Genomic DNA, 26,720 nt, shown 5'->3' on the forward strand with positions numbered 1-26,720 from the left:
CTCGCCTAGCACCCGCCGGAACCTTGCGGGGCACGTGGCGCGATGTCCGAACCCGACCCCCGCTCCGAGTCCGAGCGCCTGCGCGCGCTTGAGGAGCGGATCGCCAGGATGCGCGGGCGCGAGCCCCCGCCCCGCATGGACGAGCATTATTCGCAGGCAAGCCTCGCCTGGCGGATGGTGATCGAGCTCGTGGCCGGCCTCGTGCTCGGCTTCGGGATGGGCTACGGGATCGACTGGGCGCTCGGCACGATGCCGGTGTTCCTGGTGATCTTCACCTTTCTGGGCCTCGCGGCCGGGATCCGCACGATGCTGCGGTCCGCCGACGAGGTCCGGCGCAAGGCCGGGGCACCGGCCAAACGGGAAGGCGGGGCTGCGGCCCCCGATCGGTCGGAGGACGGGCATGGCTGAGACGGCGGAAGGTGGCGGTCTGGTGTTCCACCCGCTCGACCAGTTCATCGTGCGCCCCCTCTTCGGCCAGCCGGGCGACCCGGTTCACTGGTACACGATCACCAACGCGACCCTCTGGATGGGTCTGGCGGTCCTGGCCGTGGTCCTGCTGTTCGTTCTGGGCACGTCGCGCCGGGCCGTGATCCCCGGTCGGGCGCAATCCGTCGCCGAGCTGATGCACGGCTTCGTGCACAAGATGGTCGTGGACATCACCGGCGAGGAGGGCGCGCGCCACTTCCCGTGGATCTTCACGCTCTTCCTGTTCATCTTCTTCGCCAACTTCCTGGCGCTGATCCCGATGTCCTTCTCGCCCACCTCGCATATCGCGGTCACGGCCGCGATGGCCTTCGGGGTGTTCCTCTTCGTCACGGTGCTGGGTTTCGTGCTCAACGGGCGCAAGTTCCTGTCGCTGTTCTGGATGTCGGACGCGCCGCTCTTCCTGCGCCCCATCATCGCGGTGATCGAGGTCATCTCCTACTTCGTGCGCCCCGTGAGCCTGTCGATCCGTCTGGCCGGCAACCTGACGGCGGGCCACGCCATGATGAAGGTGTTTGCGGGCTTTGCCGCCATCGCGGTGGTGGCGCCGGTCTCCGTGGTCGCGCTGGTCGCCGTCTATGCCTTCGAGGTGCTGGTGGCCGCGATCCAGGCCTACGTCTTCACCATCCTCACCTGCGTGTACCTCAAGGACGCGCTGCATCCGGCCCACTGAGGCCCATCCCCACAGGCGGGGCGCGGGCCCCCCGATCCTCCAAAGGAGCACGACACATGGAAGGCAACATCGCGGATATGGGCCTCTTCCTCGGCCAGGGCCTGACCGGCATGGGGCAGCTGATGGGGGCGGGTCTCGCCGCCATCGGGTCGGGCATCGCCGCCGTGGGCGTGGGCAACGTGGCCGGCAACTATCTCGGCGGCGCGCTGCGCAACCCGTCGGCCGCGGCCTCGCAGACGGCCACGCTGTTCATCGGCCTCGCCTTTGCCGAAGCGCTCGGCATCTTCGCGTTCCTGGTCGCCCTTCTGCTGATGTTTGCCGTCTGACCCGGCGGCTGCCCCGGCGCCGCCCCCCTTGCGCGGGCGGCGCCTGACCATCCCAGGAGGGAGCGATGGAACCGGACACCCTTCAGGATGTCCCCCCCGCCTTTGACCCCGAGGCGGTGCGTGCGGCCCAGGGGGCGCAGGCCGTCACGGACCCGGCCGCTCCGGCGGTCACGGCCGTGGACCCGACCGGGCAGGGGGGAGAGGGCACGCTGGTGCCGGGTGCCCTGACCCCGCACGAGGCCGAGGCGGCCGCGGGCATGCCGCAGCTCGACCCCTCGACCTTCGGCAACCAGATCTTCTGGCTTCTGGTGGCGCTTGTCGCCATCTGGCTGATCCTGAGCCGGATCGTCGTGCCGCGTGTCGGCGCCATCCTGGCCGCCCGCCGCGACGCGGTGGAGGGGGACCTCCGGGCGGCCGAGCGGCTGCGGGCGCAGGCGGCCGAGGCCGAAGCCGCCTACGAGAAGGCCGTGGCCGATGCCCGGGCCGAAGCGGGGCGGATCGCGGCGGAGACCCGCGCGACCATCCAGGCCGAACTGGCCGCCGCCTTGGCCGAGGCCGATCGCCGGATCGAGGCCAAGTCGGCCGAGAGCGCCGCCGCCCTGGCCGCCATCGAGGCGGATGCGCAGCGCACGGTCGATGCGGTGGCCCGCGACGTGGCGCGCGCCCTGGTCGAGGCGCTGGGCGGCCGGCCCGACGGCGCCGCGATCGATGCGGCCGTCAGCCGCCAGATGGGAGGGGTCTGATGATCCGCACGACCAGCCTTGCGCTTGCTGTCGGCTTCGGGGCCGCCGCCCCCGTCTGGGCCGCGCCGGCGGGCGAGTACGGGTTCTTCTCGCTCCGCAACACCGATTTCGTGATGACGATCGCGTTCACGCTGTTCGTCGTCCTGCTGCTGTGGCTGCGGGTGCCCGGGCGGATCGGCGCGATGCTCGACAACCGGGCCGAGTCGATCCGCCGCGACCTGGCCGAAGCCCGGTCGCTGCGCGAGGAGGCCCAGGCGCTCCTGGCCTCCTTCGAGCGCCGCCAGGCCGAGATGGCCGAGCAGGCGGCCCGCATCGTCGCCGATGCCCGTGCCGAGGCCGAGCGCGCGAGCGTGGAGGCCCAGGCCGAAGCCGAGCGTGCGGTGGCCCGCCGGATCCGCCAGGCCGAGGAGCAGCTCGAGGCGGCCGAGCGCCGCGCCATCCGCGAGGTGCGCGACCGCGCCGCTGCGGTGGCCGTGGAGGCGGCGCGGGAGGTTCTCGCCGCGCAGATCGGCCCCGAACAGGGCGCACGGCTTCTCGACGAATCCATCGACACGGTGGCCGCGCGCCTTCACTGAGGCGCCGCCGGGACCCGGATGCAGAAGGGGCTGCCGGTCCGGACCGGCAGCCCCGCGCCCTGCCCGGAGCGGAACGGGGCGCCCGGCCGGGCGCCCCCTCGCGCTCAGTTCGGCGTGATGATGATCTCCACGCGGCGGTTCTGCTGCCGGCCCTGCGGGGTCGCGTTGGAGGCAACCGGCTGGTTGAAGCCGCGGCCGATCGTGGTGATCCGCTGGGGCGCCACGCCGCCCGCGATCAGCGCGTTGGCCACCGACCGGGCCCGCTGCTCCGACAGGTTCTGGTTGTAGGCCGCCGTGCCGGTATTGTCCGTGTGCCCGATCACGTTGACCCGCGTGTTGGGATAGCGGTTGAGCGAGCCTGCGACCGTGCGCAGCGACGCCTGCTGGTTGGCGGTCAGCGTCGCCGAATCGACGGGGAACAGCAGGTCGCCCGGAACGGTGACCACGATCTGCTCGCCCGTGTTCACCACGCCGATCTGCGGGCCCAGCTCCTGGCGCAGCTCGGCCGCCTGACGGTCGAGCGCATTGCCCACCACGGCGCCCAGGGCACCGCCGGCCGCCGCGCCGATGGCCGCGTTGCGCACACGGTCGTCGCGGTCGCCGGCCAGCGCCCCGGCCACGGCCCCGAGACCGGCACCGATCACGGCGCCCTGCTGGGTGTTCTGCCCCGTCTGGCCGGGCAGCGGCTGCTGGCAGGCGGCCAGCCCGACGAGCGAGGCCGCCGCAAGCGGGAGGGTGAAGCGGGAAAGAGGCATCTGTCGTGTTCCTTGTTTGCGGGCGCAGGTCGCGCCGGACGCGCCCGTTCTGCCCGTGGCCGTGCTGATATGCGATAACGCCAACCCCGTCAGCAGGTTCCTGTCCGCTCCTCCGGCGGTTCCGGGTCCGCGACGTCTTCCCAGGCGAGCATCATCCGCTTGGCCGGAAGACCCCAGCGATAGCCGCCGAGCGCGCCCGTCGCCCGCAGCACCCGATGGCAGGGAATCAGCCAGGCGACCGGGTTGCGTCCCACCGCGCTCGCCACCGCGCGCACGGCGCGCGGCTCTCCGGCGGCCGCCGCCAGCGCACCGTAGGTCGTGACGCGGCCGGAGGGGATCGCCAGGAGCGCCTCCCAGACCTTGAGATGGAACGGCGTGCCGAAGGCATGGACCGGCACATCCCTGCGCTCCCGGCGGAAGGCGGCTTCGACCCAGGGCCGCAGCGCTTCGGGGCTCTCCAGCAGGCGGGCGTTCGGCCAGCGCGCCGTCAGATCCGCCCGCGCGCGCGCCTCTCCGGTCTCGGCTGCAAAGGCCAGTCCGCACAGACCCTGCCCGGTGCCCGCCGCCACCACCGGCCCGAAGGGCGATCCGAAGGTTCCGGTCCGGATCTCGAGGCCCGCGCCGCCGGCGGCCCAGCGGCCCGGGCTCATCGCTTCCCAGGTCAGGAACAGGTCGTGCAGCCGTCCTCCGCCCGACAGGCCCACGCGATCGGCTACCTCGAGGACCGCCCGCCGTTCCGCCAGCAGCGACCGGGCCCGGGCGAGGGTGAGGGCCTGGGCCACCCTCTTGGGCGACACGCCGGCCCAGGCGGTGAAGACCCGCTGCAGATGGCTCTCGCTCAGGCCCAGCCGGTCGGCCAGCCCGGCGAGCGTGAGGCGCGGCCCTTCGCGGTCGATGATCGCGATCGCGCGGCGGACGACGGCATGGTGATAGGGTTCGCGGCTCTGGTCCATGGCACCCGCATTAAGGCCCTCGCCCGGTCGGCGCGACCCGGAACCTGCGCAAGTCGTCCAGGCCCGGCGCCACGGGTGCGGCAAGCCTTGCCAGACCGCGCGGCAGGGGGCATGACGGAGCCATGCCGCGCCAGCTCGCCTTCGCCGAACAGCGCGAGGTGTTCGCGCGCCTCCGTGCTGCCAATCCCCATCCCAGGGGCGAGCTGGAGCATACCAGCGCCTTCACCCTTCTTGTGGCCGTGGTGCTGTCGGCCCAGGCCACCGATGCGTCGGTGAACAAGGCGACCCGTGCCCTCTGGCCCGTCGCCGACACGCCCGAGCGGATGCTGGCGCTCGGCGAGGAGGGGCTTGTGCCCTTCATCCGCACGATCGGGCTCTACCGGGCCAAGGCGCGCAACGTCATCGCCCTGTCCCGCCTTCTGGTGGAGCGTCACGGCGGCGAAGTGCCTTCCTCGCGCGCCGCGCTCGAGGCGCTGCCGGGCGTGGGGCGCAAGACCGCGAATGTCGTGCTGAACATGTGGTGGGGCCACCCGACCCAGCCGGTCGATACCCATGTCTTCCGTGTCGCCAACCGGACCGGAATCGCGCTCGGGGCTGACGTGATGGCGGTCGAGCGGGCGCTGGAGAACCACGTTCCCGTCGAGTTCCAGACCCTGTCCCATCACTGGCTCATCCTGCATGGCCGCTACACCTGCCTTGCGCGGCGGCCGCGCTGTCCGGATTGCCTGATCCGCGACCTCTGCACCTGGGAGGAGAAGACCACCCCATGAGCCCCTCCTATCCGGTCATCGGCATCGGCAACGCCATCGTGGACGTGATCGCCACGGCCGACGACGCCTTTCTTGCCCGGGCCGGGATCGAGAAGGGAATCATGCAGCTCATCGATCGCGAACGGGCCGAGACCCTCGCTGCCGCCATGGACAACCCGCGGCGCGTCCCCGGAGGCTCCGTGGCCAACACGATGGCCGGTCTGGCCAATCTGGGCCTGCGCAGCGCCTTCATCGGCCGCGTCGCCGACGATGCGTCGGGCCGCTTCTATGCCGAGGCCATGGCGCGGGAGGGTTCCGACTTCGTGAACCCTCCCGTCCGGGAGGCCGAGCTGCCCACGTCGCGCTCCATGATCTTCGTCTCTCCCGACGGCGAGCGCAGCATGAACACCTATCTGGGCATCTCGGCCGAACTGGGGCCCGGCGACGTCCCGGCAGCGGTCGCCGAGCGGTCGGACCTGCTGTTCCTGGAGGGCTATCTCTACGACAAGCCGGCCGGCAAGGCGGCCTTCGAGCAGGCCGTGCGGCTGACGCGGAGAGGAGGGGGCCGGGCCGGCATCGCCCTGTCGGACCCCTTATGCGTGGACCGGCACCGCCGCGATTTCCGCCGGCTCGTGCGCGAACTCGACTTCGTGATCGGCAACCGGCGCGAGTGGGAGGCGCTCTACGAGACCGATCTCCCCGGGGCCCTGCGGCAGGCCGCACGGGATTGCGGCCTCGTGGTCTGCACGCGATCGGGCGACGACGTGATCCTGATCCGGGGCGAGGAGCAGGTCGTCGTCCCCGTCCATCGCGTGGTCCCGGTGGATGCGACCGGCGCAGGCGACCTGTTCGCGGCGGGCTTCCTGTTCGGCCTTGCGGCCGGCGCGCCGCTCGAGGCCTGCGGCCGGATGGGCTGCGTCGCCGCGGCGGAGGTCATCTCCCATCTGGGAGCACGGCCCGAGACCGATCTGCGCCGGCTCTTCGTCGAGGCCGGGCTTCTGGACGGCTCGGCCGCTCTCGCGGCAGGAGCGGCCCGGTAGGGACCAGTGGCATGACCCCTCGTCAAGCGGGGCAGGGGATGGTCTAACACCTCCCGCGCAGGACCGGGCCGCGCACCGCCCGCAGGAGACGCATGACCGACGAACGCCCTTCCGAGTCCCGACACGTCCCCGGACACCTGATGGCGGCCGAGACGGCCGAAGCGCCGGCAGCCTTCGGGCGCGCGGCCCTGTCCGAGCCGCCGCCGCTTCCCGCCACGATCCGGGCGATCCACACCGTCGCCCGCGGGTCTTCCGATGCGGCGGCGACCGTTCTGGCCTACGAGTTCATGCGCGAGACGGGCCTGCCCTGCACGTCGCTGCCCCCGTCCGTGTTTTCGCTCGGACGCGGCGTGCGGCTCGACGGGGCGCTGGTGCTCGTCCTGTCCCAGTCGGGCGCGAGCGATGACCTGGTGCGGGCCGCGCGCGGCGCGCGAGCCGGCGGGGCGACGGTCCTTGCGCTCACCAACGCCGATGCCTCGCCCGTGGAGGCCGAGGCCCATGCGCGCCTGCCGCTGCTGGCCGGGCCCGAACGGGCCGTGCCGGCCACCAAGAGCGTCGCGGCCGCGATCGGCGCGGGGGCGGCGCTGCTGGCCGCGTTGGCCCCCGCCTACGCGCTCCGCCTGCGCGAGGCGGCCGCCGTGGTGGCGCGCTCGGGCGGGCAGCCTCTGGCCGATGCGGACGCGCTCGCCGCCACGCTCGCGGCTGCCCGCAGCGTCTATGTGGTGGGCCGCGACACCGGCCTCGGGGCCGCGCAGGAAGTGGCGCTCAAGCTCAAGGAATGCTGCGCCCTCCATGCCGAGGCCCATTCCGCCTCCGAGGTGCTTCACGGCCCGCTCCAGCTCGCGGCCGAGGGGATCACGGCGCTCGTGCTCGACACCGGCGCGCCGGGCACCGCCGAGAGCCTCGAGATCGCCGCCGGGCGGCTGGAACAGGAAGGGGCGGCCGTCCACCGCCTCGCGCCTCTGCCGGAGGAGCGGGATGCCCTGACCCCCGCCGCGGCGGCCGCGCTGCTGCTCTGCCGCCTCTATCCGGTCGTGCGCGCCGCGGCGCTGGCACGCGGCCACGATCCCGACGCGCCGCCCGCGCTGGCCAAGGTGACCCGGACCACATGATCCCGCCCCTGTCGCAGACCGCCACCTGGGCCGAGATCCAGGCCCAGCCTGCCCTGTGGGAGGCGCTCGCCGCCTCGCCCGCCCTCGCCGCCGCCCACGACTGGCTCGCCGCCCGGTCTCCGGCGGAGATCTGGCTCTGCGGGGCGGGCAGTTCCGCCTATCTGGGCGAGATCGCGGCCGCCGCCTGCCCGGTCGCCGTCCAGGGCGCCCGCGTGCGGGCCCTGGCGACCACCGACCTCGTCGCGCGTCCGCGCGCCTTCCTGCCGGCCGGGGCGGTGGTGGTTCAGTTCGGCCGCTCGGGCGATTCGGCCGAATCGGTCGGGCTGATCGAGGCGCTCGACGCGCTCGCGCCCATGATGCCGCGCCTCCACGTCACCCCCAACCCCGAGGGTGCGCTCGCCCGACGGCCCGCGCCGGGGCCCCTCCACGTCCTGCTCCTGCCCGAGGGGGCGCACGACCGTGGCTTTGCCATGACGGCGAGCTTCACGACCATGCTGCTCGCCGCGCTCGCGCTCCTGTCGCCCGAAGGCGCCCGGCCCCTCCCCGCGCTGGCCGGGCGACTGCGCGACCTCCTGCCCCTCTATGCGGCGCAGGCCGAGGGGATGCGTACGCCCGAGCGGCTGGTCTTTCTCGGCACCGGCCCCCTCGCCTTCGCCGCGCGCGAGGCCGCGCTCAAGGTCATGGAACTGGCCGCGGGCGCGATCCCCTGCCTGTGGGATACGCCGCTAGGCTTCCGCCACGGCCCGAAGAGCGTCGTGCGCGGTGCGACGGACATCGTCCTGCTGCGCTCGCCCGATCCCCATGCGGCCCTCTACGAGGCGGACCTGGCCGCCGAGCTGCGCGAGCAGTTCCCTGACAGCCGCGTTCTGTCGGTGGGCCCGGGCGGCGAGATCGACGTTCCTCTCCCCGAGGGGGAGGGATGGGGGGCGGCGCTCCTCGTGCCCTTTGCGCAGATCCTCGCCGCCACGCTGTCCCACCGGCTGGGCCTGCCGGTGGACGACCCCTTCGCGGGGCGGGGCACGCTCAGCCGCGTGGTGCGGGGCGTGCGGCTGCACCCGGTGGCGCCGTGACCGGCCCGCTCGAGCGCGTCGCGGCGGCCTCGCGCGCGGGACGGGCGGCGGCGATCCCCTCGGTCTGCACCGCCCATCCCGACGCCATCGAGGCGTCGCTGCGCCTGGCCGCCGCCCTCGGCCGACCGATCGTGGTCGAGGCGACCTCCAACCAGGTCAACCACGAGGGCGGCTATACCGGGCAGCGCCCGGACGCGTTCGCGGCACTGGTGCGGCGCCTCGCCGACCGGGCCGGGCTGGACCCCGCGGCGCTGGTGCTGGGGGGCGACCATCTGGGCCCGCAGCCCTGGCGCGCCCTGCCCCCTGAGGCGGCGATGGAGCGCGCCGAGGAAACGGTGCGCGCCTATGCGCGGGCGGGCTTTGCCAAGATCCACCTCGACTGCTCGGAAGGCTGCGCCGGAGAGTCCCCCCGCCCGCCCGAGGCGGTGGCCGTCGCCCGCGCCGCCCGCCTGGCTCGTGCCGCCGCCGGGGCCGCACGGGATGCCGGCGCCCTGCCGCCCGTCTTTGTCGTGGGCACGGAAGTGCCGCCGCCCGGCGGGGCGCGCGCGGGCGAGGAGGCGGTCCGCCCGACCGATCCCGCAGCGGCGCAGGCCACACTCGACGCGCATTGGGAGGCGGTGACACCCCACGGACGCATCGTGGGCCTCGTCGTGCAGCCGGGGGTGGAGTTCGACGCGCTCGCGGTCCACCACCTGCCCCTGCGCGATCCCGGCCTGCGCGACGCCGTCCGGCACCGCGAGGGCGTCGTGCTCGAGGCCCATTCCACCGACTACCAGCGCCCCGAGGCGTTCCGCCGCCTGGCCGAGTGGGGCTTCGCCTTCCAGAAGGTGGGACCGGCCCTGACCTTTGCCTGGCGCGAGGCGGTCTATGCGCTCGATGCCTTGGCGCGGGCTGCGGGCTGGCTCGATGGCCCGTCGCTGCCCGAGACGATGGAGCGGCTGATGCGCGACGATCCCCGCCACTGGGAGCGCCACCTCGACCCCGGCGCGGACCTGCGCCTGCAGCGCCACTTCGCCTGGGCCGACCGCATCCGCTATTACTGGCCGCGCCCCGAGGCGCAGGCGGCGCTGGCCCGGCTGCGGGCGGCCTATGCGGGCCGGGCGCTGCCCGACCCCTTCCTGCGCGCCGGGCTGCCCGCCCCCGTCCTCGATCGCGCCGAGGGGCTGCGCACCGTGCTGCCGCCGGTCGATGCGCTCCTGCAGGCCGCGGTGCAGGAGGCGCTGGCCCCCTATTTCCTGTCCGATCCGGCCTGAGGAGGCATCATGACCTGGATCGCCCCCGACCGTGTCTTCGACGGAGAGCGCCTGCGCGAAGGCGTGGCGCTGCGCCTCGAGGGGGGCCGCGTGGCCGGGATCGCGCCGCTCTCCGCCGCGCCGGAGGCCGAGCGGGTGGAGGGCACCGTCTCGCCGGGCTTCGTGGACCTGCAGGTGAACGGCGGCGGGGGCGTGCTGCTCAACGACGCGCCCACGCCCGAGGGGATGGAGGCGATCGCCGCGGCGCACCGGGCGCTGGGAACGGTGGCGATCCTGCCCACGCTCATCACCGACGCCCCCGAGGCGATGGAGCGCGCGGCGGAGGCGGCCGTAGCGGCGCGCGGGCGGCCGGGCCTTCTGGGCCTGCATGCCGAGGGGCCCCACATCGCGCCCGCGCGCCGCGGCACGCACGATCCCCGCTTCATCCGCCCCCTGGACGAGGCCACGCTCGGGGCCGTGCGCCGGATGCGGGCGGCGGGCTGCGCGGTGATGGTCACGCTCGCCCCCGAGGCGGCGCCGCCCGGCGGGATCGCCGCGCTCGCCGCGACGGGGGCAGTGGTCTCGCTGGGCCATTCGGACTGCACCTTCGCGGCCGCTCGGGACGCCATCGCCGAGGGGGCCGGCGCCTTCACCCACCTGTTCAACGCCATGTCCCCGCTCGGCCACCGCGAGCCGGGGCTGGTCGGCGCCGCGCTCGCCTCGGGGCTGCCCGCGGGGATCATTGCGGACGGGGTGCACGTGGCCGAGCCGGTCCTTGGCATCGCATGGCGCGCGCGGCCGGCGCCGGATCTCACCTTTCTGGTCTCGGACGCCATGCCGACGGTAGGCGGGCCGGACCGCTTCGTCCTCTACGGGCGGGAGATCCGGGTGGAGGAGGGGCGGCTGGTGAACGCCGAGGGCAATCTCGCCGGCGCCCACACCACGATGGCCGAGGGGGTCGCGCGGCTCGTGGCTCTGGGCGTCGCACCGGACGCTGTGCTGCGGGCCGCCATCACGGTGCCTGCGCGCCTGATCGGGCGGGGCGACCTTGCGCGGCTGGAAGGGCGCGCGGTGGCCGATCTGCTCCGCCTCGACGGAGCCTGGCGCCCGATGGGGCCGCCGGGCGGTGGACTTCCGCCGTGACGCGCCGCCCGGCCGGCCGCCCGGTTGGAGCGGGCCGCCCCCTCTGCTAGGCTCGCCTCCGCTGCGCCGGCGCTCGGCCGGCTGGTCCGGAGGGGACATGTCATGTTCGAACCCCGTCCTGCCCTCGGCAGCGAGAGCCCGGCCGACGCGGTCCGGCGTCTCGAGGCGCTCCACCACCGGGTGCTGAACAGCTTTGCCGCCCTGTCGGCCGCCACCGCCATGGAGCTGCGTCGCGCCTCTCCCGAGGCGCGCGCCGCCCTGGAGCGCACGCATCGCCGCATCCAGGCGGTCGGGGCGCTCTACCGCCAGCTCGACCCCGCCCGCGGGACCGAGGAGACCGAGTTGCGGGACTACCTGTCGGCGCTCGCCGTCTCGCTGCGGGGGACGGCCGCGCTGCGGGTGGAGTGCACGCCGCTGCGGCTGAGCGCCCGTCTGGCCGCGCCGCTCGGGCTTCTGACGACCGAATGGCTGGCCGAGGCGCTCTCCTGCGCCGGAGAGGGGGCCGCGGTCCGCCTGCATTGCGGCCCGCTGGACGAGGAAGGCTGGTGGAGCCTGGCGATTCTCGTCGAGGGGCCGGCGCGACCTGCGCCCGAGGATGCGCTGGCCCAGGCTCTGCGCGCCGCCCTTGCCGCCGAGATCGGGGCCGTTGTGGAGACGGGGGGCTGGAGCCTGCGGTTCCGGCCTCCCGGTGCGTCGGCCACGTGATGCCCGCCCTGCAGGGCCCCGTGGACGGGCGCCCTGCCAGCGGATAAGGAGGCGCGGAACGCCCCTCCCGGGGCCAAGGCGGAGACCTCCGGCATGAAGATCGCGATCCTGGGCGGCGACGGCTTCGTGGGCTGGCCCACCTGCCTCCACCTGTCGGAGAAGGGCCACGAGATCCACATCCTCGACAACCTCTCGCGCCGCTGGATCGACACGGAGCTGGGCGTCCAGTCGCTCACGCCCATGGACTCGATCCAGGAGCGCTGCCGCATCTGGCGCGAGGTCACGGGGCGCCGCCTCCAGTTCCACCTGCTCGACATCGCCAAGGAATACGAGCGGCTCAAGCAGTGGCTCCTCGAGCACCGGCCCGACGCGGTGATCCACTTCGCCGAGCAGCGCGCGGCGCCCTACTCGATGAAGACCGACCGCCACAAGGTCTATACGGTCAACAACAACGTGGCCGCGACCCACAACCTGCTGGCCGCGCTGGTCGAGACGGGGATCGACGCGCATCTCGTGCATCTGGGCACCATGGGGGTGTATGGCTATTCCTCGGTCGGGGCGCCGATCCCGGAAGGGTACCTCGACGTCACCATCGACACGCCCTCGGGGCCGAGGGAGCAGCAGATCCTGTATCCGACGCGGCCCGGCTCGGTCTATCACATGACCAAGAGCCTCGATCAGATCCTGTTCCAGTTCTATGCCCAGAACGACGGCCTGAGGATCACCGACCTGCACCAGGGGATCGTCTGGGGCACCCACACGGACCAGACCCGGCGCCATCCGCAGCTCGTCAACCGCTTCGACTATGACGGGGATTACGGGACCGTCCTCAACCGCTTCCTGATCCAGGCCGCGATCGGCTATCCGCTGACGGTGCACGGGACGGGCGGGCAGACGCGCGCCTTCATCCACATCCAGGATTCGGTGCGCTGCATCGAGCTGGCGCTGGGCGATCCGCCGAAGGCCGGGGAACGGGTGCGGATCTTCAACCAGATGACCGAGACGCACCGGGTGCGCGACCTCGCCCATCTGGTCGCGCGGATCACCGGCGCGCGGGTCGCCTTTCTGCCCAACCCGCGCAAGGAGGCCGACGAGAACGACCTGATCGTGGACAACAGCCAGTTCCTGGCGCTGGGTCTCGAGCCCACGACGCTGCAGGAGGGTCTGCTGGCCGAGGTCGTGGACGTCGCGCGCAAGTTCGCCCACCGCATCGACCGCTCGCGCGTGCCGGCGGTCTCTGCCTGGACTAAGGAGATCGCCGAGCGCGTGGACCGAGACCCCGAGCGCCGCGCGCTCAGGCCGGCGATCTGATGCATGGCAAGGGTCTGGCTGGTCCGCTTGGGGCGTTATGGGGAACGGGAGGCTTCTGCTCTCGAGTCGGGCCGCCTCTTGATCGGCTTCAACCTGACTGGAGACGTCTCCGGCCTCAGGGATCGGCCAGCGGTCCTCAAGAAGATTCAGGAAGTCTTTCCGGACGCTCCCCTTGCCCGGCAACGCAACTATGCGGCGCAGATCAACCAGTTCTTGAATGTTGCTCAGATGGGCGATCTTGTCGTGTGTCCGCTCAAGACGACCAAACAGATCGCGATCGGTCGCCTGTCGGGTGGCTATGCGCCCAGCCCAACTGGCGAGGTCGAAAGACCGGTCGAATGGCTGCGGAAAGATGTGCCGCGGTCCGACTTCAAGCAGGATCTGCTGTTCAGTTTCGGCGCCATCATGACGGTTTGCGAGGTCAAGCGGAATGATGCAGCCGCCCGTGTCGGCGTGGTGGCCCAAGGCCATCCCGATCCAGGTTACGGCGCCGCGCCTGTCGGTCCGGGCAAGGCTGACGTGCTGGAGGAAGGAGAGCCGTCCGAAGAATCGTTCGACCTCCCGCAAGCCGCGCGCGACCAGATCGTCCAGCGCATCGCTTCCGAATTCACCGGGCACGGCTTGGCGGAACTGGTTGAAGCAGTCCTTCATGCGCAAGGTCATGTGACCTATCGCTCGCCTCCGGGACCTGACGGCGGAATCGACATCCTCGCGGAGCGGGGTGCGCTCGGAACCGAGGCACCGCGGGTCGTTGTACAGGTCAAGTCGGGTTCCGTGACCGTTGGACATCAGACGCTGCAGTCGCTCCAGGGTCTGATCCACGAGGTGAAGGCCGACCATGGTCTGCTCGTCGCGTGGGGAGGGTTCACCGCGCCTGTCGAGAAGAAGCGGGCCGAACTCTTCTTCCGGATCCGGTTCTGGGATCGCGACGACCTGGTAGATGCTTGTCTGTCGGTTTATGAACGCTTGCCCGAGAGCATCCGCGCGCGCTTGCCACTTCAAAAGGTCTGGGTGCTCGTGCCGGAGAACGGAGAGAACTGACCGGGACCTGGCAATATCACGGAGAAGGGACAGCCCATGACCGGACCCCGCCTGCCGCTTCTGGACGGCCGCTCCATCCCGCAGCTGGGCCTGGGGCTCTGGCAGGTGGAGGAGGCTGCGCGCGTGGTCGAGGAGGGGCTCGCCCTCGGCTACCGGCTGATCGACGGGGCCGCGATCTACGGCAACGAACGCGGCATGGGCGAGGGGCTGCGCGCCGCGGGCCTGCCGCGCGACGAGGTCTTCGTCACCACAAAGGTCTGGAACGACCGGCACCGCGACGCGCGCCGCGCCGTGGGCGAGAGCCTGGAGCGCGCGGGGCTGGACCGCTTCGACCTGGTGCTGATCCACTGGCCGGTGCCCGCGCAGGACGCCTTTGTCGAGGCCTGGCGCGATCTGGTCGCGCTGCGCGAGGAGGGGGTCGTCTCCTCGGTGGGCGTGTCCAACTTCGACGCGGGGCAGATCGACCGGCTGGAGGCCGAGACGGGGGTGCGGCCCGTCCTGAACCAGATCGAGCTGCATCCCCGGATGCAGCAGGCCGCCCTGCGCGAGGCGCATCGCGCGCGCGGGATCGTCACCCAGAGCTGGACGCCCTTGGGGCGCGGGCTCGACTTCGAGGCGGTGCGCCCGATCGCCGAGCGGCTGGGGCGGAGCCCGGCGCAGGTCATCCTGCGCTGGCACGTGGAGATCGGCTGCTCGGTCATTCCCCGCTCCTCCCGCAGGGAGGGGCTGCGGGAGAACGCGGCGCTGTGGGACTTCGCGCTCTCGGAGGAGGACCACGCGCTGATCGCGGGGCTCGAGCGGGGCGAGCGGCTGGGACCCGATCCGGCGACCTTCGGCTGAATGGCCTCGCGCGCCTTTGTCACGCTGGTGACCAACGCCGATTTCGCGATCGGCGCGGGGGCGCTCCTGCGCTCGCTCGCCGAGACGGGGAGCGGGGCCGACCGGGTGGTGATGCATACGGGCGGCGTGCCCGATGCCTCTCTGCGCGCGCTGGAGGCGCGGGGGGCGCGGCTGTGGCCGGTGGACCTGCTGCCGACGTCGGACGCGTTCAACGCGCGCCATGCGCGGGGGCGCCTCCACCGCGACCACCCCTTCACCAAGGGGGAGAAGCCGCCCTTTCACACGCCGCTCGACAATTTCGCCAAGCTGCGGCTGTGGGAGCTGCCCTGGGAGCGGGTCGTGTTCCTGGATGCGGACACGCTGGTGCTGCGGCCGATCGACCGGCTGTTCGAGTATCCCGAACTCTGCGCGGCGCCCAATGTCTACGAGACGCTGGGGGATTTCGGACGCATGAATTCGGGCGTGTTCACGGCGCGCCCCTCGGGTCGCACCTTCCGGCGGCTGCTGGAGGCGCTGGACGCGCCCGGGGCCCTCTGGCCGCGCACGGACCAGACCTTCCTGCAGGCGGCCTTTCCCGACTGGCACGGGCTGCCCGTCTGGGACAACCTGCTGCAATACGTCTGGCTGAACCTGCCGGGCCTGTGGTCCTGGGAGGGGGTGCGGGTGCTGCATTTCCAGTACGAGAAGCCCTGGGTCGAGCACGCCAAGGCCGACCGGTTGCGGCCGCTGATCGATCTGTGGCGCGCCTTCGCGGGCGACGGGCCGATCCCAGACCTGTCCGCCCTGCCGCCGCCGCCGGGCTGAGCCGTGGCGCGAAGGGGGGTGGCGGCGGTCACGGGGGCCTCGGGCCTCGTGGGGGGGTTCGTGGTGCGGGGCCTGCTGGAGGCGGGCTGGGGCGTCGTCGCGCTGGGCCGCCCCTCGCCCTGGGGGGGCGAGGCGCGCCCCTGGCGGCTGGGCGAGCCCGCGCCGCTCGCGGGGTGCGACGCGGTCGTGCACCTGGCGCTGGCCCATGTGCCGGGGCGCTATCGCGGGGGCGAGGGGGAGGACCCGGAAGGCTTCGTGCGGCTCAACCGCGACGGCACGCTGCGGCTCTGGGAGGAGGCGGGCGCGCGGCGCTGCGTGTTCCTGAGCTCGCGCGCGGTGTTCGACGGCTGGCCGGAGGGGACGGCGCTGGGGGACGGGCTGCCGGTGCGGCCGCGGAGCCTCTATGGCCGGATCAAGGCGGAAGGCGAGGCCGCTCTGCACGCGCGCGGGGGGGCGAGCCTGCGCGCGACGGGGATCTATGGCGAGGCGGGAGGCGGTCCGGGCAAGTGGGGGCCTTTGTTCGCCGCGTTCGCGCGGGGCGAGCCCGTGGAGCCGCGGCGCGCGACGGAGCTGTGGGGCGGGGACCTGGCCCGGGCGGTCCTGCTGCTGCTGGAGGGCGGCGGGACGGGGGGCTTCGGCGCCTCGGACCTCCTGCTCGACCGGCGCGAGCTGCTCGTGCGGTGGGGGGCGGCGGCGGGGGTGCGGGGGCTGCTGCCGCCGCGCGACCGCGCGCCCGTCTCGGTCCTGGGCTGCGAGCGGCTGCGGGCGCTGGGCTGGCGACCCGGCGGGTGGGAGGGGCTGGACCGCGCGCTGCGGGGGATGGCCGGCAACGGGATTCCCCGCCGCGGCTGAGCGGGCGCGCCAGTCGGCCTTGTCCTGGTCCCATCGCTCCTGTTCGGCCTGGGCGTCCTGAGGGGTCCAGGGGCGGTCGGAGACGTCCCAGAAGGGGTCTGCGTGGAGGGGGTTGTGGTGGGTCCAGTCGAGCGCGAGCCAGGCCTGGACGAAGCGGCTGAAGGCTCTCTGGCAGGTCAGGGCGAGGGCTGCGTCGGGGGCGGGGGAGGCGGCGCAGAGGGCGGCCTGCCAGAGGGCGGCGCGGGCGAGGGGTCTGGCGTCGCGGCGGCTGGTGGCGAAGGGGCGCAGGCCCTCGCGCAGCCGGGCGAGCAGCGCGTGGCGGGCGGGCGCGAGGCGGAAGGGTTCGTGAAAGGCGAGAAGGGGCGGCATGGGGGCTCCGGGCGCGGGGGAGGGGCTTGGCGCCGGAGGATGCCGGGGAATGGTTAACGCAAGGTTGGACCACCGCACGGTGGTGTTGCGTCCGGCTTCTGCCCGCGGATCAGGGACTTGGAACGCAGCGGTTAACGGATTCTGAACGCGGGCGGCGCGCGCTCAGCCCCCGGCGGCCGGCAGGGGCGTGTAGGAGCGCAGGATCTCGGCCCGGCCGTCGTCGGGGTCGTCCTCGTGGAGTTCCCGCTCGCGCACGCCGGGCAGGCGCCCGAAGGCATGGGCGAGATGGGCGGGGTGGACGGTGGCGGGCAGTCCCTCGAATCCCGGCAGCTCGCGCAGGATGCCGGCCGTGGCGATCGTGCAGCGTGCCATGCCGACGGGGCCCCGCACGCGCGCGAGCGCGAAGGCCTGTTCGGCCACCTCTGCGGGCACGTCGATCTCCTGGAGCTGGACGAAGTAGGATTCGCGCGCGTGGTAGGAGAGGTAGAGGTCGAGCGCCTCCGGGCTCATGCCGTAGAGCAGGTCGTTGCGCTCGGGGATGGAGGGGTGGGTCCAGGTGCCGGCCGGGTCGAAGAGCACCCGTTCGGAGGCGGAGATCAGCAGCGCCGTATGCGCACCCGAGCGCGTGGCGCTGTTGCGCACGGTGATGAGCGTGAGCGAGGGCGCGCCGGGATGGCGGTAGCGGCGCAGCGCCAGATCCTCGTCCGGGGCCCAGGAGGGGGTGCCGCAGGCGGGCAGCGCCGCGAGCGCCCCGAACCCGAGGAGGAGCGCGCGCCGCCGCATCAGGCGTTGATCAGCGCAAGAAGGATCAGGATGACGATGATGGTGATGGTGACGCGGATCGTCAGCCGCATGAAGCCCGCGAAGGTGCGTTCCTGTTCGGTGATGTCCATGGTGCCGGCCTCGCGCGGGTGGTGGTCCTGGATCTGGGTGCCGTGGGCCAGCGCCTCGGTCGCATGCGCGCCCCGGTTGTCCTGGGGCGCGGGGTGGTGGGTGGCCATGCGGGTCTCCTGATGCGTCTCGGGCGGGGGATAGCCCATCGCCCTGGCCCTGTCACCCCGGGGGAGCATGTCTCAGGGCGCGAGCGCCTCGGGGGACACGGCGGTGAGCCCGGCCCCTCCCTCGCGCAGGGCGGCGAGGTGGGCCGCGTGGAGCGGCAGGCGGCGGCGGATGTGGATGGCGGCGAGGGGGGCGCGGGCCGGGTCGGCGAGGGCGGCGACGAGGTGGGCGCGCGCGGCCAGCACGAGGGCGAAGGCGGCGAGGAAGGACGTGGCCCCGGCGCCGCGGTTGTCGGGATGGGCGAGCATCCATTCCGTGCCCTCGCGCAGCGATTCGGCGGCCTGCCAGAGCGGCTCGGCCAGATGCGGCAGCGAGTCGCGGGCGCGGGCGGCGGTCTCGGCCGTCTCGTCGATGAGGCGGAAGGCGGCCTCGCCCCCGTCGGCGAGCTTGCGGCCGGCGAGGTCGAGCGCCTGGATGCCGTTGGTGCCCTCGTAGATGCGGGTCACGCGGAGGTCGCGCAGGATCTGGGCGGTGCCCGTCTCCTCGATATAGCCGATCCCGCCCTGGACCTGGATCGCGGTGTCGGCGACGGCAAAGGCGGTGTCGGTGCCGTGGGCCTTGGCGATGGGGGTGAGAAGCGCGGCGCGCGCGGCCCAGGCCGGGTCGCCCGTGGCCTCGGCCATGTCGAGGGCCACGGCGCAGTCGAGCGCGATCGCGCGCGCTCCGAACAGGTCGGCGCGCGACTCGGCCAGCATGCGGCGCACGTCCGGGTGCTCGATGATGGTGCCGGTGCCGCCGGCGCGGCCCTGGCGGCGGGTGAGCGCCCAGTCGAGCGCCATCTGGAGCGCGGCCTCGGCCGCGCCGATGGCCTGGATGCCGACGCCGAGGCGGGCGGCGTTCATCATGGTGAACATGGCCGCCATGCCCCCATGGGGCGGGCCGACGAGCCAGCCGGTCGCGCCCTCGTAGCTCATGGTCGCGGTGGGCGAGCCGTGCAGGCCCATCTTGTGCTCGAGCTTGAGTGGGCGGAGCGCGTTGCGGGGGCCGGGGCGGCCGTCGGGGCCGGGCAGGAGCTTGGGCACGAGAAAGAGCGAGATGCCCTTGGTCCCCGGCACCCCGTCGGGCAGACGCGCGAGCACGAGGTGGCAGATGTTGGCGGCAAAGTCGTTGTCGGCCCAGGTAATGTAGATCTTCTCGCCGGTCACGGCATAGGTGCCGTCGCCCCTGGGCTCGGCGCGGGTGCGCAGCGCGCCCACATCCGAACCCGCATTGCCCTCGGTCAGGTTCATGGTGCCGCACCATTCGCCCGAGACGAGGGGCGGCAGGCAGAGCGCCCGCAGCTCGGGCGAGGCATGGCGCGCAAGCGCCTCAATGGCGCCCTGGGTCATCAGCGGGTTGAGCTCGAGCGCGAGGCAGGCGCCGGAGAGCATGTCGTGGAAGGCCACCGCGAGCGTCTGGGGCAGGCCCTGGCCGCCCCATTCGGACGGAGCGGAGAGACCGATCCAGCCGCCTTCGGCGATGGCGCGGTAGCCGTCGGCGAAGCCGGGGGGCGTGACCACGGCGCCGTTCTCGAGCCGGGCGGGGTGGAGGTCGCCCGCGCGGTTGAGGGGGGCGAGCGAGTCCGACAGGCGCGCGGCCTCCGAGAGGATCGCGTCCACGAGGTCGGGAGTGGCCTCGGCGAAGCGGTCCGTGGCGGCGACCATGCGCAGGCCGGCCACGCGGTCGAGCAGGAAGCGGATCTCGGACAGGGGGGAGCGGAACGGCATGGGGCCTCCGGGGGTCGGGGGGCGGCTTGGCAGGGCTCGGGGATGAGGCTACAGGGCCGCGCCGTCCTGCCCAACCGGAACGCCGCGTCATGGTCCCCGCCGATCCGCCCCGCCCCCCCGGCTCCGGCCGCTCCTCCCCGGAGGCGGCCGGGACGCGGCGGCTCGCGGGGGATGCGGCGGGCGTGGCCGAGGCGGCGCGGCTGCTCTGCGCGGGGGGGATCGTCGCCTTTCCCACGGAGACGGTCTATGGCCTGGGCGCGCGGGCTGCGGACGGGCGGGCGGTGGCGCGCGTCTTCGAGGCCAAGGGGCGGCCGGCCTTCAACCCGCTCATCGTCCATGTCGCCTCCGCGGCCGAGGCGGAGGCGCTGGCCGAGGCGGGCCCCGAGGCGCGGGCGCTGATGGCGGCGTTCTGGCCGGGGCCGCTCGCGCTCGTGCTGCCGGTCCGGCCGGGCGCGGCGGTGGCGCCGCTGGTGCTCGCCGGGCTGCCGACCGTGGCGCTGCGGATGCCGGACCATCCGCTGGCGCGGGCGCTGCTGGAGGCCGCGGGGCCGCTCGCCGCGCCTTCGGCCAACCCGTCGGGGCGGGTGTCGCCCACGGAGGCCGGGCACGTGCTGGCGGGGCTGGGGGGACGGATCGACGCGGTGCTGGACGGGGGGCCCTGCCCGGTGGGGGTGGAGAGCACGATCGTCATGCCCGACGCGGAGGGGGGCGCGCGGCTGTTGCGGGCGGGGGGACTGCCCGCCGAGGCGATCGAGGCAGCGCTCGGGGCGGCGCTGCGGGTGGAGACGGACCCCGCCCGCGTCGTGGCGCCCGGCCAGACGGCCTCGCACTACGCGCCGCGGGGGCGGCTGCGGCTGGAGGCCATGGAGGCCGGGCCGGGCGAGGTGCTGGTGGGGTTCGGGCCCGTGCGGGGGGAGATGTCCCTGTCGCCCTCGGGCGACCTGCGGGAGGCGGCGGCCAACCTGTTCGCGGTGCTGCACCGGCTGGACGCGGCAGGCGTCGAGCGGATCGCGGTGGCGCCCGTGCCCGAGACGGGGCTGGGCCGGGCGATCAACGACCGGCTGCGCCGGGCGGCGGCGCCGCGCGGCTAGGGCGCGGCCGGGGCCGGGCGGGCGGCGCGAGGCGGCGGGGGGCACCGGGCACGGGCCGGGCTGGCGGGGGCCAGCGGGTCGGTGGCCGGAGCGGGAGGGCGGAGCGGGGGGCGGTCAGGCGCGGTCGCGGGCGGCTTCGGCCTGACGGCGCGCCTCGCGCAGGCCCTCCATGGCGGCGCGCAGCTCGGCCTCGGTCTGGGCGATCTGGTTCTGGAGCTCGGCCTCGCGGTGGGCGAGGTATTCGAGCGCCTGGTCGCGCGTCTCCTCGGCCTCGTGCAGGGCCTGGGCCATGCGGTCGAGCTCGCCGACCTCGGCCTGGGTGACGCGGGTGAAGCGGTTGACGAGCCAGCCCGCGAACCAGCCCAGCGCAAAGGCCGCAAACAGGATCACGGCGGTGGCGAGGATGAGTTCGGTGCGGTTCACGGGGGCAATCCTGGGGCTGGGGCCGGTCTCAGCCGGCGTCGTCCTCGGGCGGGCGCGTGGGCGGGATGACGGGCGGAGCGCCCTCGACGATCTCCGGCGGGCCTTCCTCCACGGGGGCGGGCGGACCCTGGACGGCCTCGGGCGGGGGCGCATCGAGAGCGAACTCGATCCGGCGGTTGGCTTCGCGACCCTCCTCCGTGCGGTTGTCGGCGATGGGCTCGGCCGCGCCGCGCCCCTCGGCGGCAAAGCCCGCCACGGGGACGCGCTCGGCGCGCAGCGCGGCGAGGACCGCTTCGGCCCGGGCCTGGGACAGCGCGAGGTTGGTCGATTCGCGGCCCTGGCTGTCGGTATGGCCGATGATGCGCAGCGGCAGGTCGCCGCATTCGCGCAGGATGCCCGCGATCTCGCGCAGGACGGGGCGGGCGGCGGCCGACAGCGTGGCCGAGCCGGGATCGAAGGTGATCTTCTGCCGCGAGGCGGCGGCCTGGACGGCGCTCAGGCATTCCTCGGCCGAGGGCCGGCCGGCCGCCGGGTCGAGCGCCTCGTCATAGGTCACGGCGATGTCCATGCGCGCGCGCGGCCCCACGGCGGCGATGATTGCGGCGGCGATCTCGTCGCGGGCGGCCGGGTTGCCCGTGCGGCCCGAGACCGCAAGCGTCTCGGGCGTCACGGCCACCGAACCCTCGGCCAGATGGGCGAGCGCCTCGATCCCGGCGAGGACGCGCACGCCCCAGCCCTCGGGCAGGGCGGCCGGGTCCGTCCGGGTGGCGAGGGTGACGGCTCCGGCGCCGAACCGGGCCTGGGCGAGCGAGCGCGCCAGCTCGGCCATGCGGGCATCGGCCACGCGGCCCGTCAGGCGCACGCTGCCGTCCGCGCCGCGCGCCGCGCGGAACTCGGCCGGGGGGGGCGGGGTGGCGGATTCGTCCGGGCGCTCGGCCCGGAGCGCGAAGCCCGGAGGCAGGCGGCCGCCCAGAGCGCCGGTCTCCTGCTCGAAGAGGTCGCGGTCGATGCCGGCGGGAGCGACCACCAGCATGTCGGCATCCGTGAGCGTGAGCGTGCCCCCGCCCAGCGCGGCCAGGGCGGCGATCCCCTCGGCCGCCGCGAGGCCCCAGTCGGGCGAGGGCGCCCCGAGACCCGTGCGGCAGTCGAGCGGTCCCTCGGCCCCGGCGGCCCGCGCGGCGGCGAGGATGGAGGCGCGCTCCTCCTCGCTGCCGGCGGAGCAGGCGTCGAAGCGGAAGGTGCCGTCCTCGAGCCGGGCGCGCAGGACAAAGGGCGCGATGACGGGGCGCGGCGCGGACAGGCTCAGCGCCAGCGCCACGCCGTCGGGCTTGAGGCGCGTGATGGCGCCCTCGAGCCGGCGCCGGTCGGCGGGAGAATCGGCCACGGCCTCCACGGCGATGCGCGAGTCCTCCACGGAGATCTTGGCGCGGTCGAGCAGACCGATGACGTCGATCGCATAGGAGAGGGCGGGGCCCCAGCCGGCGGGGACGGGATGCTCGGCCGTCTGGAGCAGGTCCGAGACGGGGCTTCCGTCGGCGGCGCGCGCGATCTCGCGCGCCAGCCGGGCGCGGTCGGTGGCGGCGGGGACGAGGCCGATCACGGAGACGCCCGAATCGTTGCGCAGGATTTCCATGGCAAAGGCGGGCGGGGCGAGCTGCTCGGAGGGGGTGACGCGCATGTTGTCGATCACGCGCGCGCCGTCCACGACCCGGCCGGCGACCGACATGGCCCCGAAGCGCGCCGCCTCGGTCGGCGCCTCGCCCTCGAGGACGACCTGGAGCCCGTCGGCGATGACCCGGAGCCAGCCGAAGCCTTCGGAGGCCAGTTCCTCTGCCACCGCCTCGGCCGAGCGCTCCTCGAGGGCGAGGACGAGCGACTGGGCGGCGACGGCCGAGACGCTGGCGGCGAGCGCGAAGGCGGCAAGGGCAGGCAGGGAAGGAGGCGTCGGCACGGGGTCTGGGGCCTTGGGCCGCTGGGTGATGTCGGAGGCCGATCCTTACGGGCAGGGCCGGGCGGGAGCAACCGGGGCGGCAGCGGGAGGGGGGGGAGGGGCGGCGGAAAGCCGCGCCTTCAGGCGGCCAGCGCGCCGAGACCGAGAAACAGGAGCGCCAGCAGGCCCGCGTCGCGGTTGGAGCGGAAGAGCCGCAGGAGGAGCGGGCCGTCCTCGGGGCGGAAGCGGGCGAGCTGGCCCGCGAGGTGCCAGCCCAGCGCCCAGGGCGCGCCGAGCGCGAGCGCGAGCGCGAGGGGCGAGCCCCCCGTGCCGGCCGCGAGCACGGCCGCCCCCATCAGCGCCACGGCGGCCAGGAGGAAGCGGCGCAGCCAGCGGGGCGTCGTGTCGCCGAAGAGCCGCGCGGTGGAGCGCACGCCGACAAGGGCGTCGTCCTCGCGGTCCTGGTGGGCATAGATCGTGTCGTAGAAGAGCGTCCAGGCGAGCCCCGCCCCCCAGAGAAGCCAGGCCGGGGCGTCGAGCCGTCCGGCGGCGGCGGCATAGCCCACGAGCGCGCCCCAGTTGAAGGCCACCCCCAGCACGGCCTGGGGCCACCAGGTGACGCGCTTGGCGAAGGGGTAGAGCGCGGCCGGCGCGAGCCCCGCGAGCGCCACGGCGATGGCGAGGGGCGGCAGGGTCAGGAGCACGAGGCCGGCAGCCGCGGCCTGGGCCGCCATCCACAGCAGCGCGGCGCGCGGCGTCACCTGCCCCGAGGGGAGCGGGCGGTCGCGCGTGCGCGCCACGGCGGCGTCGATGTCGCGGTCGGCGAGGTCGTTCCAGGTGCATCCCGCCCCCCGCATCAGCGCCGCCCCGAGCGCGAAGGCCGTCGCGAACCAGAGATCCGCGAGGCTGGGGCCGCGGCCCTCGGCGAGGAGCCCCAGCGCCAGGCCCCACCAGCAGGGGATCAGCAAGAGCCAGGTGCCGATGGGCCGGTCGAGGCGCGACAGGCGCAGAAAGGGCCGCCAGCGCGGGGGGGCGCGGCGGTCCACCCAGTTGAGGGGGGCGGCGTCGGGCACCGCGCGGTCGGGTGCGCGGGGGGTGGGGTCTGGCATCGGTCGGGTCCTCGCCCTAGGCTGGGGCTCTCATGCCGCGGGTGCGCCTGCACATCAACCAGACGCTGGAAGCGGGGGCGGCGGTGGCGCTGTCGCCCGAGCAGGCGCATTACCTGTTCGGGGTGATGCGGCTGGGGCCGGGGGCGCGGGTCCTGCTGTTCGACGGGCGGACGGGGGAGTGGGAGGCGGAGGTCGCCGAGGCCGGACGGCGGGGGCGGCTGCGCGTGGGCGAGCGGGTGCGCCCCCTCCTTCTGCCGCCCGACCTGTGGCTGCTGTTCGCGCCGCTGAAGGCCGCGCGCACGGACCTGGTGGTGGAAAAGGCGGCCGAGCTGGGCTGCCGCCGCATCCGGCCCGTGCGCACGGAGCGCACCAACAGCGAGCGGCTGCGCGCCGACCGGCTGCGCCGCATCGCCGCGGAGGCGGCCGAGCAGTGCGGGGGCACCTTCGTGCCCGAGGTGGACGAGCTGGCCCCCCTGGGCCGCGTGCTGGAGGGCTGGGAGCCGGGGCGGGCGCTGTGGGTCTGCGACGAGGCGCTGGCAGGCGAGGAGGGGGCGGTCCCGGAGGGAGGCGCGCGGGGCGCGCCGGGGGCGGTGCTGGTGGGGCCGGAGGGGGGTTTCACGGAAGGCGAGCGGGCGTGGCTCTCTGGGCTGCCCTTTGCGCGGCGGGTGGGGCTGGGGCCGCGGGTGCTGCGCGCCGAGACGGCGGCGCTGGCGGCCCTGGCGCTGTGGCAGCGGGCCTGCGGGGACTGGCGGTGAGGGGGGCGGCAGGGCGCGAGGGCGTCGGGCGGGCGCCGGGGCTGCGGGCCCGGCCGGTGGAGGGGCAGGGTGGCTGAGGAGCGCGCACCGGGGCGGGAGGAGGTGCTGCGGGCGCTGCGGCGCGGCCGCGAGGCGCTGGCGGGGCTGGTGCTGGCGGGGCTGGGGCTGTGGGGGGCCACGGCCACGTGGGGGGTCACGCGCTGGCTGATGGGGGCGGTGGCGGCGGTGGGACTCGGGCTCGTGTGGACGGGGGTGCAGCGCTGGCGGTTCGCCGCCGCGCGCGAGGCGGCGGGGGCGGGCCTCGTGCGGGTGGACGAGCGGCGGGTGGAATACTGGGGTCCCGAGGCGGGGGGGTTTCTGGACCTGGACGAGCTGGAGGCGCTGGAGATCGACCGCGACGCGCGGGCCTGGCGGCTGTGGCGGGCCGACGGCACGGTGCTGACGGTGCCGCTGGGGGCGCGAGGGGCGGGGGCGCTGTTCGACCTGTTCGCCGCCCTGCCGGGGATGCGGATGGAGGCGCTGCTGGCGGCGCTGGGGCGCGAGGGCGGCGGCACCGAGACGCTGTGGCGCGCGGTGCCGCCGGAGGTGCGGCGTCTGGGCCGGGCGCCCGTCAGCCGCCGAGGCGGGGGGAGCGGGCCCTGAGGCGGTCGATCGCCTCGGAGGCGGCGGCCCTGGTCGGCATGTCGTCGAAGGGCTCTCCGCTCTCCTCGCACGGGGTTGGGGACAGGAAGCCCGGGCGCCGGTCAGGGGCTCGTCGCCCGCGACCCCCTGGCCGGCGGGCTTTCCCGCGCTGGAGTCGGGGTGCTGCCCGGAGCCGGACAGGGGGTCCGGCTGTGCCGTGTTCGCGGGACGGTCCGGCCCCGGGGGCGGTTCCGGTCAGCCGAACAGGTCGGGGATGTCGCCAAGCGCGGCGCGGCCGCGCGCGGCGCGCAGGTTGCGCGCGAGCAGGTCCATGGCGGCCATGCGCACGGCCACGCCCATCTCGACCTGGGTCTGGATCACCGAGCGGGTGAGGTCGTCGGCGATGGCGCCGTCGATCTCGACCCCGCGGTTCATGGGGCCGGGATGCATCACGATCGCGTCGGGGGCGGCATGGGCGAGCTTGGCCGCGTCGAGGCCGTAGCGGTGGAAGTACTCGCGCTCGGAGGGGACAAAGGCGCCCTCCATGCGCTCGCGCTGGAGGCGGAGCATCATGACGACGTCGGCGCCCCGGAGCCCCTCGGCCATGTCGTGGAACACCTCGCAGCCGAGATCGGCGATGCCGGGGGGCAGGAGGGTGGGGGGGGCGACGAGGCGGATGCGGCTTTCCATCCGGTTCAGCAGCAGGATGTTGGAGCGCGCGACGCGGCTGTGGGCGATGTCGCCGCAGATGGCGACCGAGAGGCGGTGGAGGCGGCCCTTGGCGCGGCGGATGGTGAGCGCGTCGAGCAGCGCCTGGGTCGGGTGCTCGTGGCGGCCGTCGCCGGCGTTGAGGACGGCGCAGTTGGCGACCTTTTCGGCCAGAAGCGCGACCGCGCCGGACATCGGGTGGCGGACCACGAGAAGGTCGGGGCGCATGGCGTTGAGCGTGAGCGCGGTGTCGATCAGCGTCTCGCCCTTGCGCAGCGAGGTCGACTCGGCGCTCATGCTGGTGACGGCGGCGCCGAGGCGGCGGCCGGCCAGTTCGAAGCTGGCCTGGGTGCGGGTGGAGGGCTCGAAGAAGAGGTTGATCTGGGTGAGCCCCTCGAGCGCGTCGCCCGCGGGCAGGCCGCGGCGCGCGCGCTCGGCATAGGTCTCGGCGAGGTCGAGAAGCGTCGTGATCTCGGCCGGCTGGAGGTCCGCGATGCCGAGAAGATGGGTCTGGCGGAAGGGCATGGGCGGGCTCCGCTGCG

The 26,720-nt window shown here is 74.4% G+C and carries 29 protein-coding genes; 20 read left to right on the plus strand and 9 right to left on the minus strand.

Annotated elements, in window-relative coordinates; all coding sequences use genetic code 11:
- Positions 1-42: 42 nt before the first annotated feature.
- The 5 genes from GT358_RS12115 to GT358_RS12135 all read left to right on the plus strand — a co-directional run bounded on the left by GT358_RS12115 (position 43) and on the right by GT358_RS12135 (position 2,800).
- Positions 43-408, plus strand: coding sequence for an AtpZ/AtpI family protein (locus tag GT358_RS12115; RefSeq protein WP_166582885.1), 366 nt, complete (start codon positions 43-45; stop codon positions 406-408).
- Positions 401-1,156, plus strand: a complete 756-nt coding sequence (locus GT358_RS12120) for a F0F1 ATP synthase subunit A (protein WP_166582886.1) — start codon at positions 401-403, stop codon at positions 1,154-1,156. The genes GT358_RS12115 and GT358_RS12120 overlap by 8 nt, the downstream gene beginning before the upstream one ends.
- 56 nt (positions 1,157-1,212) lie before the next feature.
- Positions 1,213-1,482, plus strand: coding sequence for a F0F1 ATP synthase subunit C (locus GT358_RS12125; RefSeq protein WP_208103495.1), 270 nt, complete (start codon positions 1,213-1,215; stop codon positions 1,480-1,482).
- Positions 1,483-1,547: 65 nt separating this feature from the next.
- A complete protein-coding gene (locus tag GT358_RS12130) occupies positions 1,548-2,225 on the plus strand; it encodes a F0F1 ATP synthase subunit B' (RefSeq protein ID WP_208103496.1) in 678 nt (225 codons plus the stop codon).
- The gene (locus GT358_RS12135; RefSeq protein WP_166582887.1) at positions 2,225-2,800 is read left to right on the plus strand and encodes an ATP F0F1 synthase subunit B; all 576 of its coding nucleotides are present in this window, start codon (positions 2,225-2,227) and stop codon (positions 2,798-2,800) included. The genes GT358_RS12130 and GT358_RS12135 overlap by 1 nt, the downstream gene beginning before the upstream one ends.
- 104 nt (positions 2,801-2,904) lie before the next feature.
- Here the strand turns inward: GT358_RS12135 and GT358_RS12140 are convergent, their stop codons facing one another.
- The gene (locus GT358_RS12140; RefSeq protein WP_166582888.1) at positions 2,905-3,555 is read right to left on the minus strand and encodes an OmpA family protein; all 651 of its coding nucleotides are present in this window, start codon (positions 3,553-3,555) and stop codon (positions 2,905-2,907) included.
- 89 nt (positions 3,556-3,644) lie between these two features.
- On the minus strand, positions 3,645-4,508 hold the full coding sequence (locus GT358_RS12145; protein ID WP_166582889.1) for a bifunctional helix-turn-helix domain-containing protein/methylated-DNA--[protein]-cysteine S-methyltransferase: 864 nt from the start codon (positions 4,506-4,508) through the stop codon (positions 3,645-3,647).
- 122 nt (positions 4,509-4,630) lie between these two features.
- Here GT358_RS12145 and nth point away from each other — a divergent pair, with 122 nt between their 5' ends.
- The 12 genes from nth to GT358_RS12205 all read left to right on the plus strand — a co-directional run bounded on the left by nth (position 4,631) and on the right by GT358_RS12205 (position 16,407).
- Complete coding sequence (gene nth / locus GT358_RS12150; RefSeq protein WP_166582890.1) at positions 4,631-5,278, plus strand: endonuclease III; 648 nt, start codon at positions 4,631-4,633, stop codon at positions 5,276-5,278.
- A complete protein-coding gene (locus GT358_RS12155; protein WP_166582891.1) occupies positions 5,275-6,297 on the plus strand; it encodes an adenosine kinase in 1,023 nt (340 codons plus the stop codon). The genes nth and GT358_RS12155 overlap by 4 nt, the downstream gene beginning before the upstream one ends.
- Before the next feature lie 92 nt (positions 6,298-6,389).
- The gene (locus tag GT358_RS12160; RefSeq protein WP_243730855.1) at positions 6,390-7,409 is read left to right on the plus strand and encodes an SIS domain-containing protein; all 1,020 of its coding nucleotides are present in this window, start codon (positions 6,390-6,392) and stop codon (positions 7,407-7,409) included.
- Positions 7,406-8,479 carry an SIS domain-containing protein gene (locus tag GT358_RS12165; protein ID WP_166582892.1) on the plus strand — a complete coding sequence of 358 codons (1,074 nt, stop codon included), beginning with the start codon at positions 7,406-7,408 and terminating at the stop codon, positions 8,477-8,479. Before GT358_RS12160 ends, GT358_RS12165 begins: the two co-directional genes overlap by 4 nt.
- Complete coding sequence (locus tag GT358_RS12170) at positions 8,476-9,732, plus strand: class II D-tagatose-bisphosphate aldolase non-catalytic subunit (protein WP_166582893.1); 1,257 nt, start codon at positions 8,476-8,478, stop codon at positions 9,730-9,732. Before GT358_RS12165 ends, GT358_RS12170 begins: the two co-directional genes overlap by 4 nt.
- A gap of 9 nt (positions 9,733-9,741) precedes the next feature.
- Positions 9,742-10,854: an N-acetylglucosamine-6-phosphate deacetylase gene (locus GT358_RS12175; RefSeq protein ID WP_166582894.1), complete on the plus strand. Its 1,113-nt coding sequence runs from the start codon at positions 9,742-9,744 to the stop codon at positions 10,852-10,854.
- A gap of 102 nt (positions 10,855-10,956) precedes the next feature.
- Positions 10,957-11,559, plus strand: coding sequence for a histidine kinase dimerization/phosphoacceptor domain -containing protein (locus GT358_RS12180; RefSeq protein ID WP_166582895.1), 603 nt, complete (start codon positions 10,957-10,959; stop codon positions 11,557-11,559).
- 93 nt (positions 11,560-11,652) lie between these two features.
- Positions 11,653-12,870 (plus strand): NAD-dependent epimerase/dehydratase family protein, encoded by a 1,218-nt coding sequence (locus GT358_RS12185; protein ID WP_166582896.1) that lies wholly within the window; start codon positions 11,653-11,655, stop codon positions 12,868-12,870.
- 78 nt (positions 12,871-12,948) lie between these two features.
- Positions 12,949-13,911, plus strand: coding sequence for a restriction endonuclease (locus GT358_RS12190; protein ID WP_166582897.1), 963 nt, complete (start codon positions 12,949-12,951; stop codon positions 13,909-13,911).
- A 36-nt stretch (positions 13,912-13,947) separates the two neighbouring features.
- Complete coding sequence (locus GT358_RS12195) at positions 13,948-14,751, plus strand: aldo/keto reductase (RefSeq protein ID WP_166582898.1); 804 nt, start codon at positions 13,948-13,950, stop codon at positions 14,749-14,751.
- Positions 14,752-15,555, plus strand: a complete 804-nt coding sequence (locus GT358_RS12200; protein ID WP_166582899.1) for a glycosyltransferase — start codon at positions 14,752-14,754, stop codon at positions 15,553-15,555.
- 3 nt (positions 15,556-15,558) lie between these two features.
- A complete protein-coding gene (locus tag GT358_RS12205) occupies positions 15,559-16,407 on the plus strand; it encodes an NAD-dependent epimerase/dehydratase family protein (RefSeq protein WP_371416281.1) in 849 nt (282 codons plus the stop codon).
- A 531-nt stretch (positions 16,408-16,938) separates the two neighbouring features.
- Here the strand turns inward: GT358_RS12205 and GT358_RS12210 are convergent.
- From GT358_RS12210 to GT358_RS12220, 3 genes are all read right to left on the minus strand, one after another.
- A complete protein-coding gene (locus GT358_RS12210; protein WP_166582900.1) occupies positions 16,939-17,559 on the minus strand; it encodes a hypothetical protein in 621 nt (206 codons plus the stop codon).
- Positions 17,559-17,777 (minus strand): aa3-type cytochrome c oxidase subunit IV, encoded by a 219-nt coding sequence (locus GT358_RS16715; protein WP_166582901.1) that lies wholly within the window; start codon positions 17,775-17,777, stop codon positions 17,559-17,561. The genes GT358_RS12210 and GT358_RS16715 overlap by 1 nt, the downstream gene beginning before the upstream one ends.
- A 72-nt stretch (positions 17,778-17,849) precedes the next feature.
- Positions 17,850-19,541: an acyl-CoA dehydrogenase family protein gene (locus GT358_RS12220; protein WP_166582902.1), complete on the minus strand. Its 1,692-nt coding sequence runs from the start codon at positions 19,539-19,541 to the stop codon at positions 17,850-17,852.
- Positions 19,542-19,630: 89 nt separating this feature from the next.
- Between GT358_RS12220 and GT358_RS12225 the strand changes: the two genes are divergently transcribed.
- Positions 19,631-20,632 carry an L-threonylcarbamoyladenylate synthase gene (locus GT358_RS12225; RefSeq protein ID WP_166582903.1) on the plus strand — a complete coding sequence of 334 codons (1,002 nt, stop codon included), beginning with the start codon at positions 19,631-19,633 and terminating at the stop codon, positions 20,630-20,632.
- A 114-nt stretch (positions 20,633-20,746) separates the two neighbouring features.
- Here the strand turns inward: GT358_RS12225 and GT358_RS12230 are convergent, their stop codons facing one another.
- The 3 genes from GT358_RS12230 to ubiA all read right to left on the minus strand — a co-directional run bounded on the left by GT358_RS12230 (position 20,747) and on the right by ubiA (position 24,094).
- A complete protein-coding gene (locus tag GT358_RS12230) occupies positions 20,747-21,055 on the minus strand; it encodes a hypothetical protein (protein ID WP_166582904.1) in 309 nt (102 codons plus the stop codon).
- Positions 21,056-21,083: 28 nt separating this feature from the next.
- On the minus strand, positions 21,084-23,006 hold the full coding sequence (locus GT358_RS12235) for an OmpA family protein (protein ID WP_166582905.1): 1,923 nt from the start codon (positions 23,004-23,006) through the stop codon (positions 21,084-21,086).
- A 119-nt stretch (positions 23,007-23,125) separates the two neighbouring features.
- Positions 23,126-24,094: a 4-hydroxybenzoate octaprenyltransferase gene (gene ubiA / locus GT358_RS12240; RefSeq protein ID WP_166582906.1), complete on the minus strand. Its 969-nt coding sequence runs from the start codon at positions 24,092-24,094 to the stop codon at positions 23,126-23,128.
- A 32-nt stretch (positions 24,095-24,126) separates the two neighbouring features.
- On the opposite strand from ubiA, the gene GT358_RS12245 reads away from it, so the two are divergent.
- Together GT358_RS12245 and GT358_RS12250 are read left to right on the plus strand one after the other, a co-directional pair.
- Complete coding sequence (locus GT358_RS12245; protein WP_166582907.1) at positions 24,127-24,849, plus strand: 16S rRNA (uracil(1498)-N(3))-methyltransferase; 723 nt, start codon at positions 24,127-24,129, stop codon at positions 24,847-24,849.
- A gap of 69 nt (positions 24,850-24,918) precedes the next feature.
- On the plus strand, positions 24,919-25,491 hold the full coding sequence (locus tag GT358_RS12250; protein WP_166582908.1) for a hypothetical protein: 573 nt from the start codon (positions 24,919-24,921) through the stop codon (positions 25,489-25,491).
- 234 nt (positions 25,492-25,725) lie between these two features.
- On the opposite strand, the gene GT358_RS12255 is transcribed toward GT358_RS12250, so the two are convergent.
- Positions 25,726-26,703: an aspartate carbamoyltransferase catalytic subunit gene (locus GT358_RS12255; protein WP_166582909.1), complete on the minus strand. Its 978-nt coding sequence runs from the start codon at positions 26,701-26,703 to the stop codon at positions 25,726-25,728.
- Positions 26,704-26,720 lie beyond the last annotated feature (17 nt).

This window comes from Rubellimicrobium sp. CFH 75288 (assembly GCF_009904055.1).
Taxonomy (GTDB): Bacteria; Pseudomonadota; Alphaproteobacteria; order Rhodobacterales; family Rhodobacteraceae; genus Rubellimicrobium.

Bases quoted from the DNA above. Each gene is read 5' to 3' on its own strand.
- GT358_RS12145 (WP_166582889.1), bottom strand. From the start codon at position 4,508: ATGGACCAGAGCCGCGAACCCTATCACCATGCCGTCGTCCGCCGCGCG.
- GT358_RS12195 (WP_166582898.1), top strand. From the start codon at position 13,948: ATGACCGGACCCCGCCTGCCGCTTCTGGACGGCCGCTCCATCCCGCAG.
- GT358_RS12165 (WP_166582892.1), top strand. From the start codon at position 7,406: ATGATCCCGCCCCTGTCGCAGACCGCCACCTGGGCCGAGATCCAGGCC.
- GT358_RS12140 (WP_166582888.1), bottom strand. From the start codon at position 3,555: ATGCCTCTTTCCCGCTTCACCCTCCCGCTTGCGGCGGCCTCGCTCGTC.
- GT358_RS12255 (WP_166582909.1), bottom strand. From the start codon at position 26,703: ATGCCCTTCCGCCAGACCCATCTTCTCGGCATCGCGGACCTCCAGCCG.
- GT358_RS12155 (WP_166582891.1), top strand. From the start codon at position 5,275: ATGAGCCCCTCCTATCCGGTCATCGGCATCGGCAACGCCATCGTGGAC.
- GT358_RS12130 (WP_208103496.1), top strand. From the start codon at position 1,548: ATGGAACCGGACACCCTTCAGGATGTCCCCCCCGCCTTTGACCCCGAG.
- GT358_RS12180 (WP_166582895.1), top strand. From the start codon at position 10,957: ATGTTCGAACCCCGTCCTGCCCTCGGCAGCGAGAGCCCGGCCGACGCG.
- GT358_RS16715 (WP_166582901.1), bottom strand. From the start codon at position 17,777: ATGGCCACCCACCACCCCGCGCCCCAGGACAACCGGGGCGCGCATGCG.
- GT358_RS12115 (WP_166582885.1), top strand. From the start codon at position 43: ATGTCCGAACCCGACCCCCGCTCCGAGTCCGAGCGCCTGCGCGCGCTT.
- GT358_RS12175 (WP_166582894.1), top strand. From the start codon at position 9,742: ATGACCTGGATCGCCCCCGACCGTGTCTTCGACGGAGAGCGCCTGCGC.
- GT358_RS12225 (WP_166582903.1), top strand. From the start codon at position 19,631: ATGGTCCCCGCCGATCCGCCCCGCCCCCCCGGCTCCGGCCGCTCCTCC.
- nth (WP_166582890.1), top strand. From the start codon at position 4,631: ATGCCGCGCCAGCTCGCCTTCGCCGAACAGCGCGAGGTGTTCGCGCGC.
- GT358_RS12245 (WP_166582907.1), top strand. From the start codon at position 24,127: ATGCCGCGGGTGCGCCTGCACATCAACCAGACGCTGGAAGCGGGGGCG.
- ubiA (WP_166582906.1), bottom strand. From the start codon at position 24,094: ATGCCAGACCCCACCCCCCGCGCACCCGACCGCGCGGTGCCCGACGCC.
- GT358_RS12135 (WP_166582887.1), top strand. From the start codon at position 2,225: ATGATCCGCACGACCAGCCTTGCGCTTGCTGTCGGCTTCGGGGCCGCC.
- GT358_RS12210 (WP_166582900.1), bottom strand. From the start codon at position 17,559: ATGCGGCGGCGCGCGCTCCTCCTCGGGTTCGGGGCGCTCGCGGCGCTG.
- GT358_RS12125 (WP_208103495.1), top strand. From the start codon at position 1,213: ATGGAAGGCAACATCGCGGATATGGGCCTCTTCCTCGGCCAGGGCCTG.
- GT358_RS12160 (WP_243730855.1), top strand. From the start codon at position 6,390: ATGACCGACGAACGCCCTTCCGAGTCCCGACACGTCCCCGGACACCTG.
- GT358_RS12200 (WP_166582899.1), top strand. From the start codon at position 14,752: ATGGCCTCGCGCGCCTTTGTCACGCTGGTGACCAACGCCGATTTCGCG.
- GT358_RS12185 (WP_166582896.1), top strand. From the start codon at position 11,653: ATGAAGATCGCGATCCTGGGCGGCGACGGCTTCGTGGGCTGGCCCACC.
- GT358_RS12220 (WP_166582902.1), bottom strand. From the start codon at position 19,541: ATGCCGTTCCGCTCCCCCCTGTCCGAGATCCGCTTCCTGCTCGACCGC.
- GT358_RS12120 (WP_166582886.1), top strand. From the start codon at position 401: ATGGCTGAGACGGCGGAAGGTGGCGGTCTGGTGTTCCACCCGCTCGAC.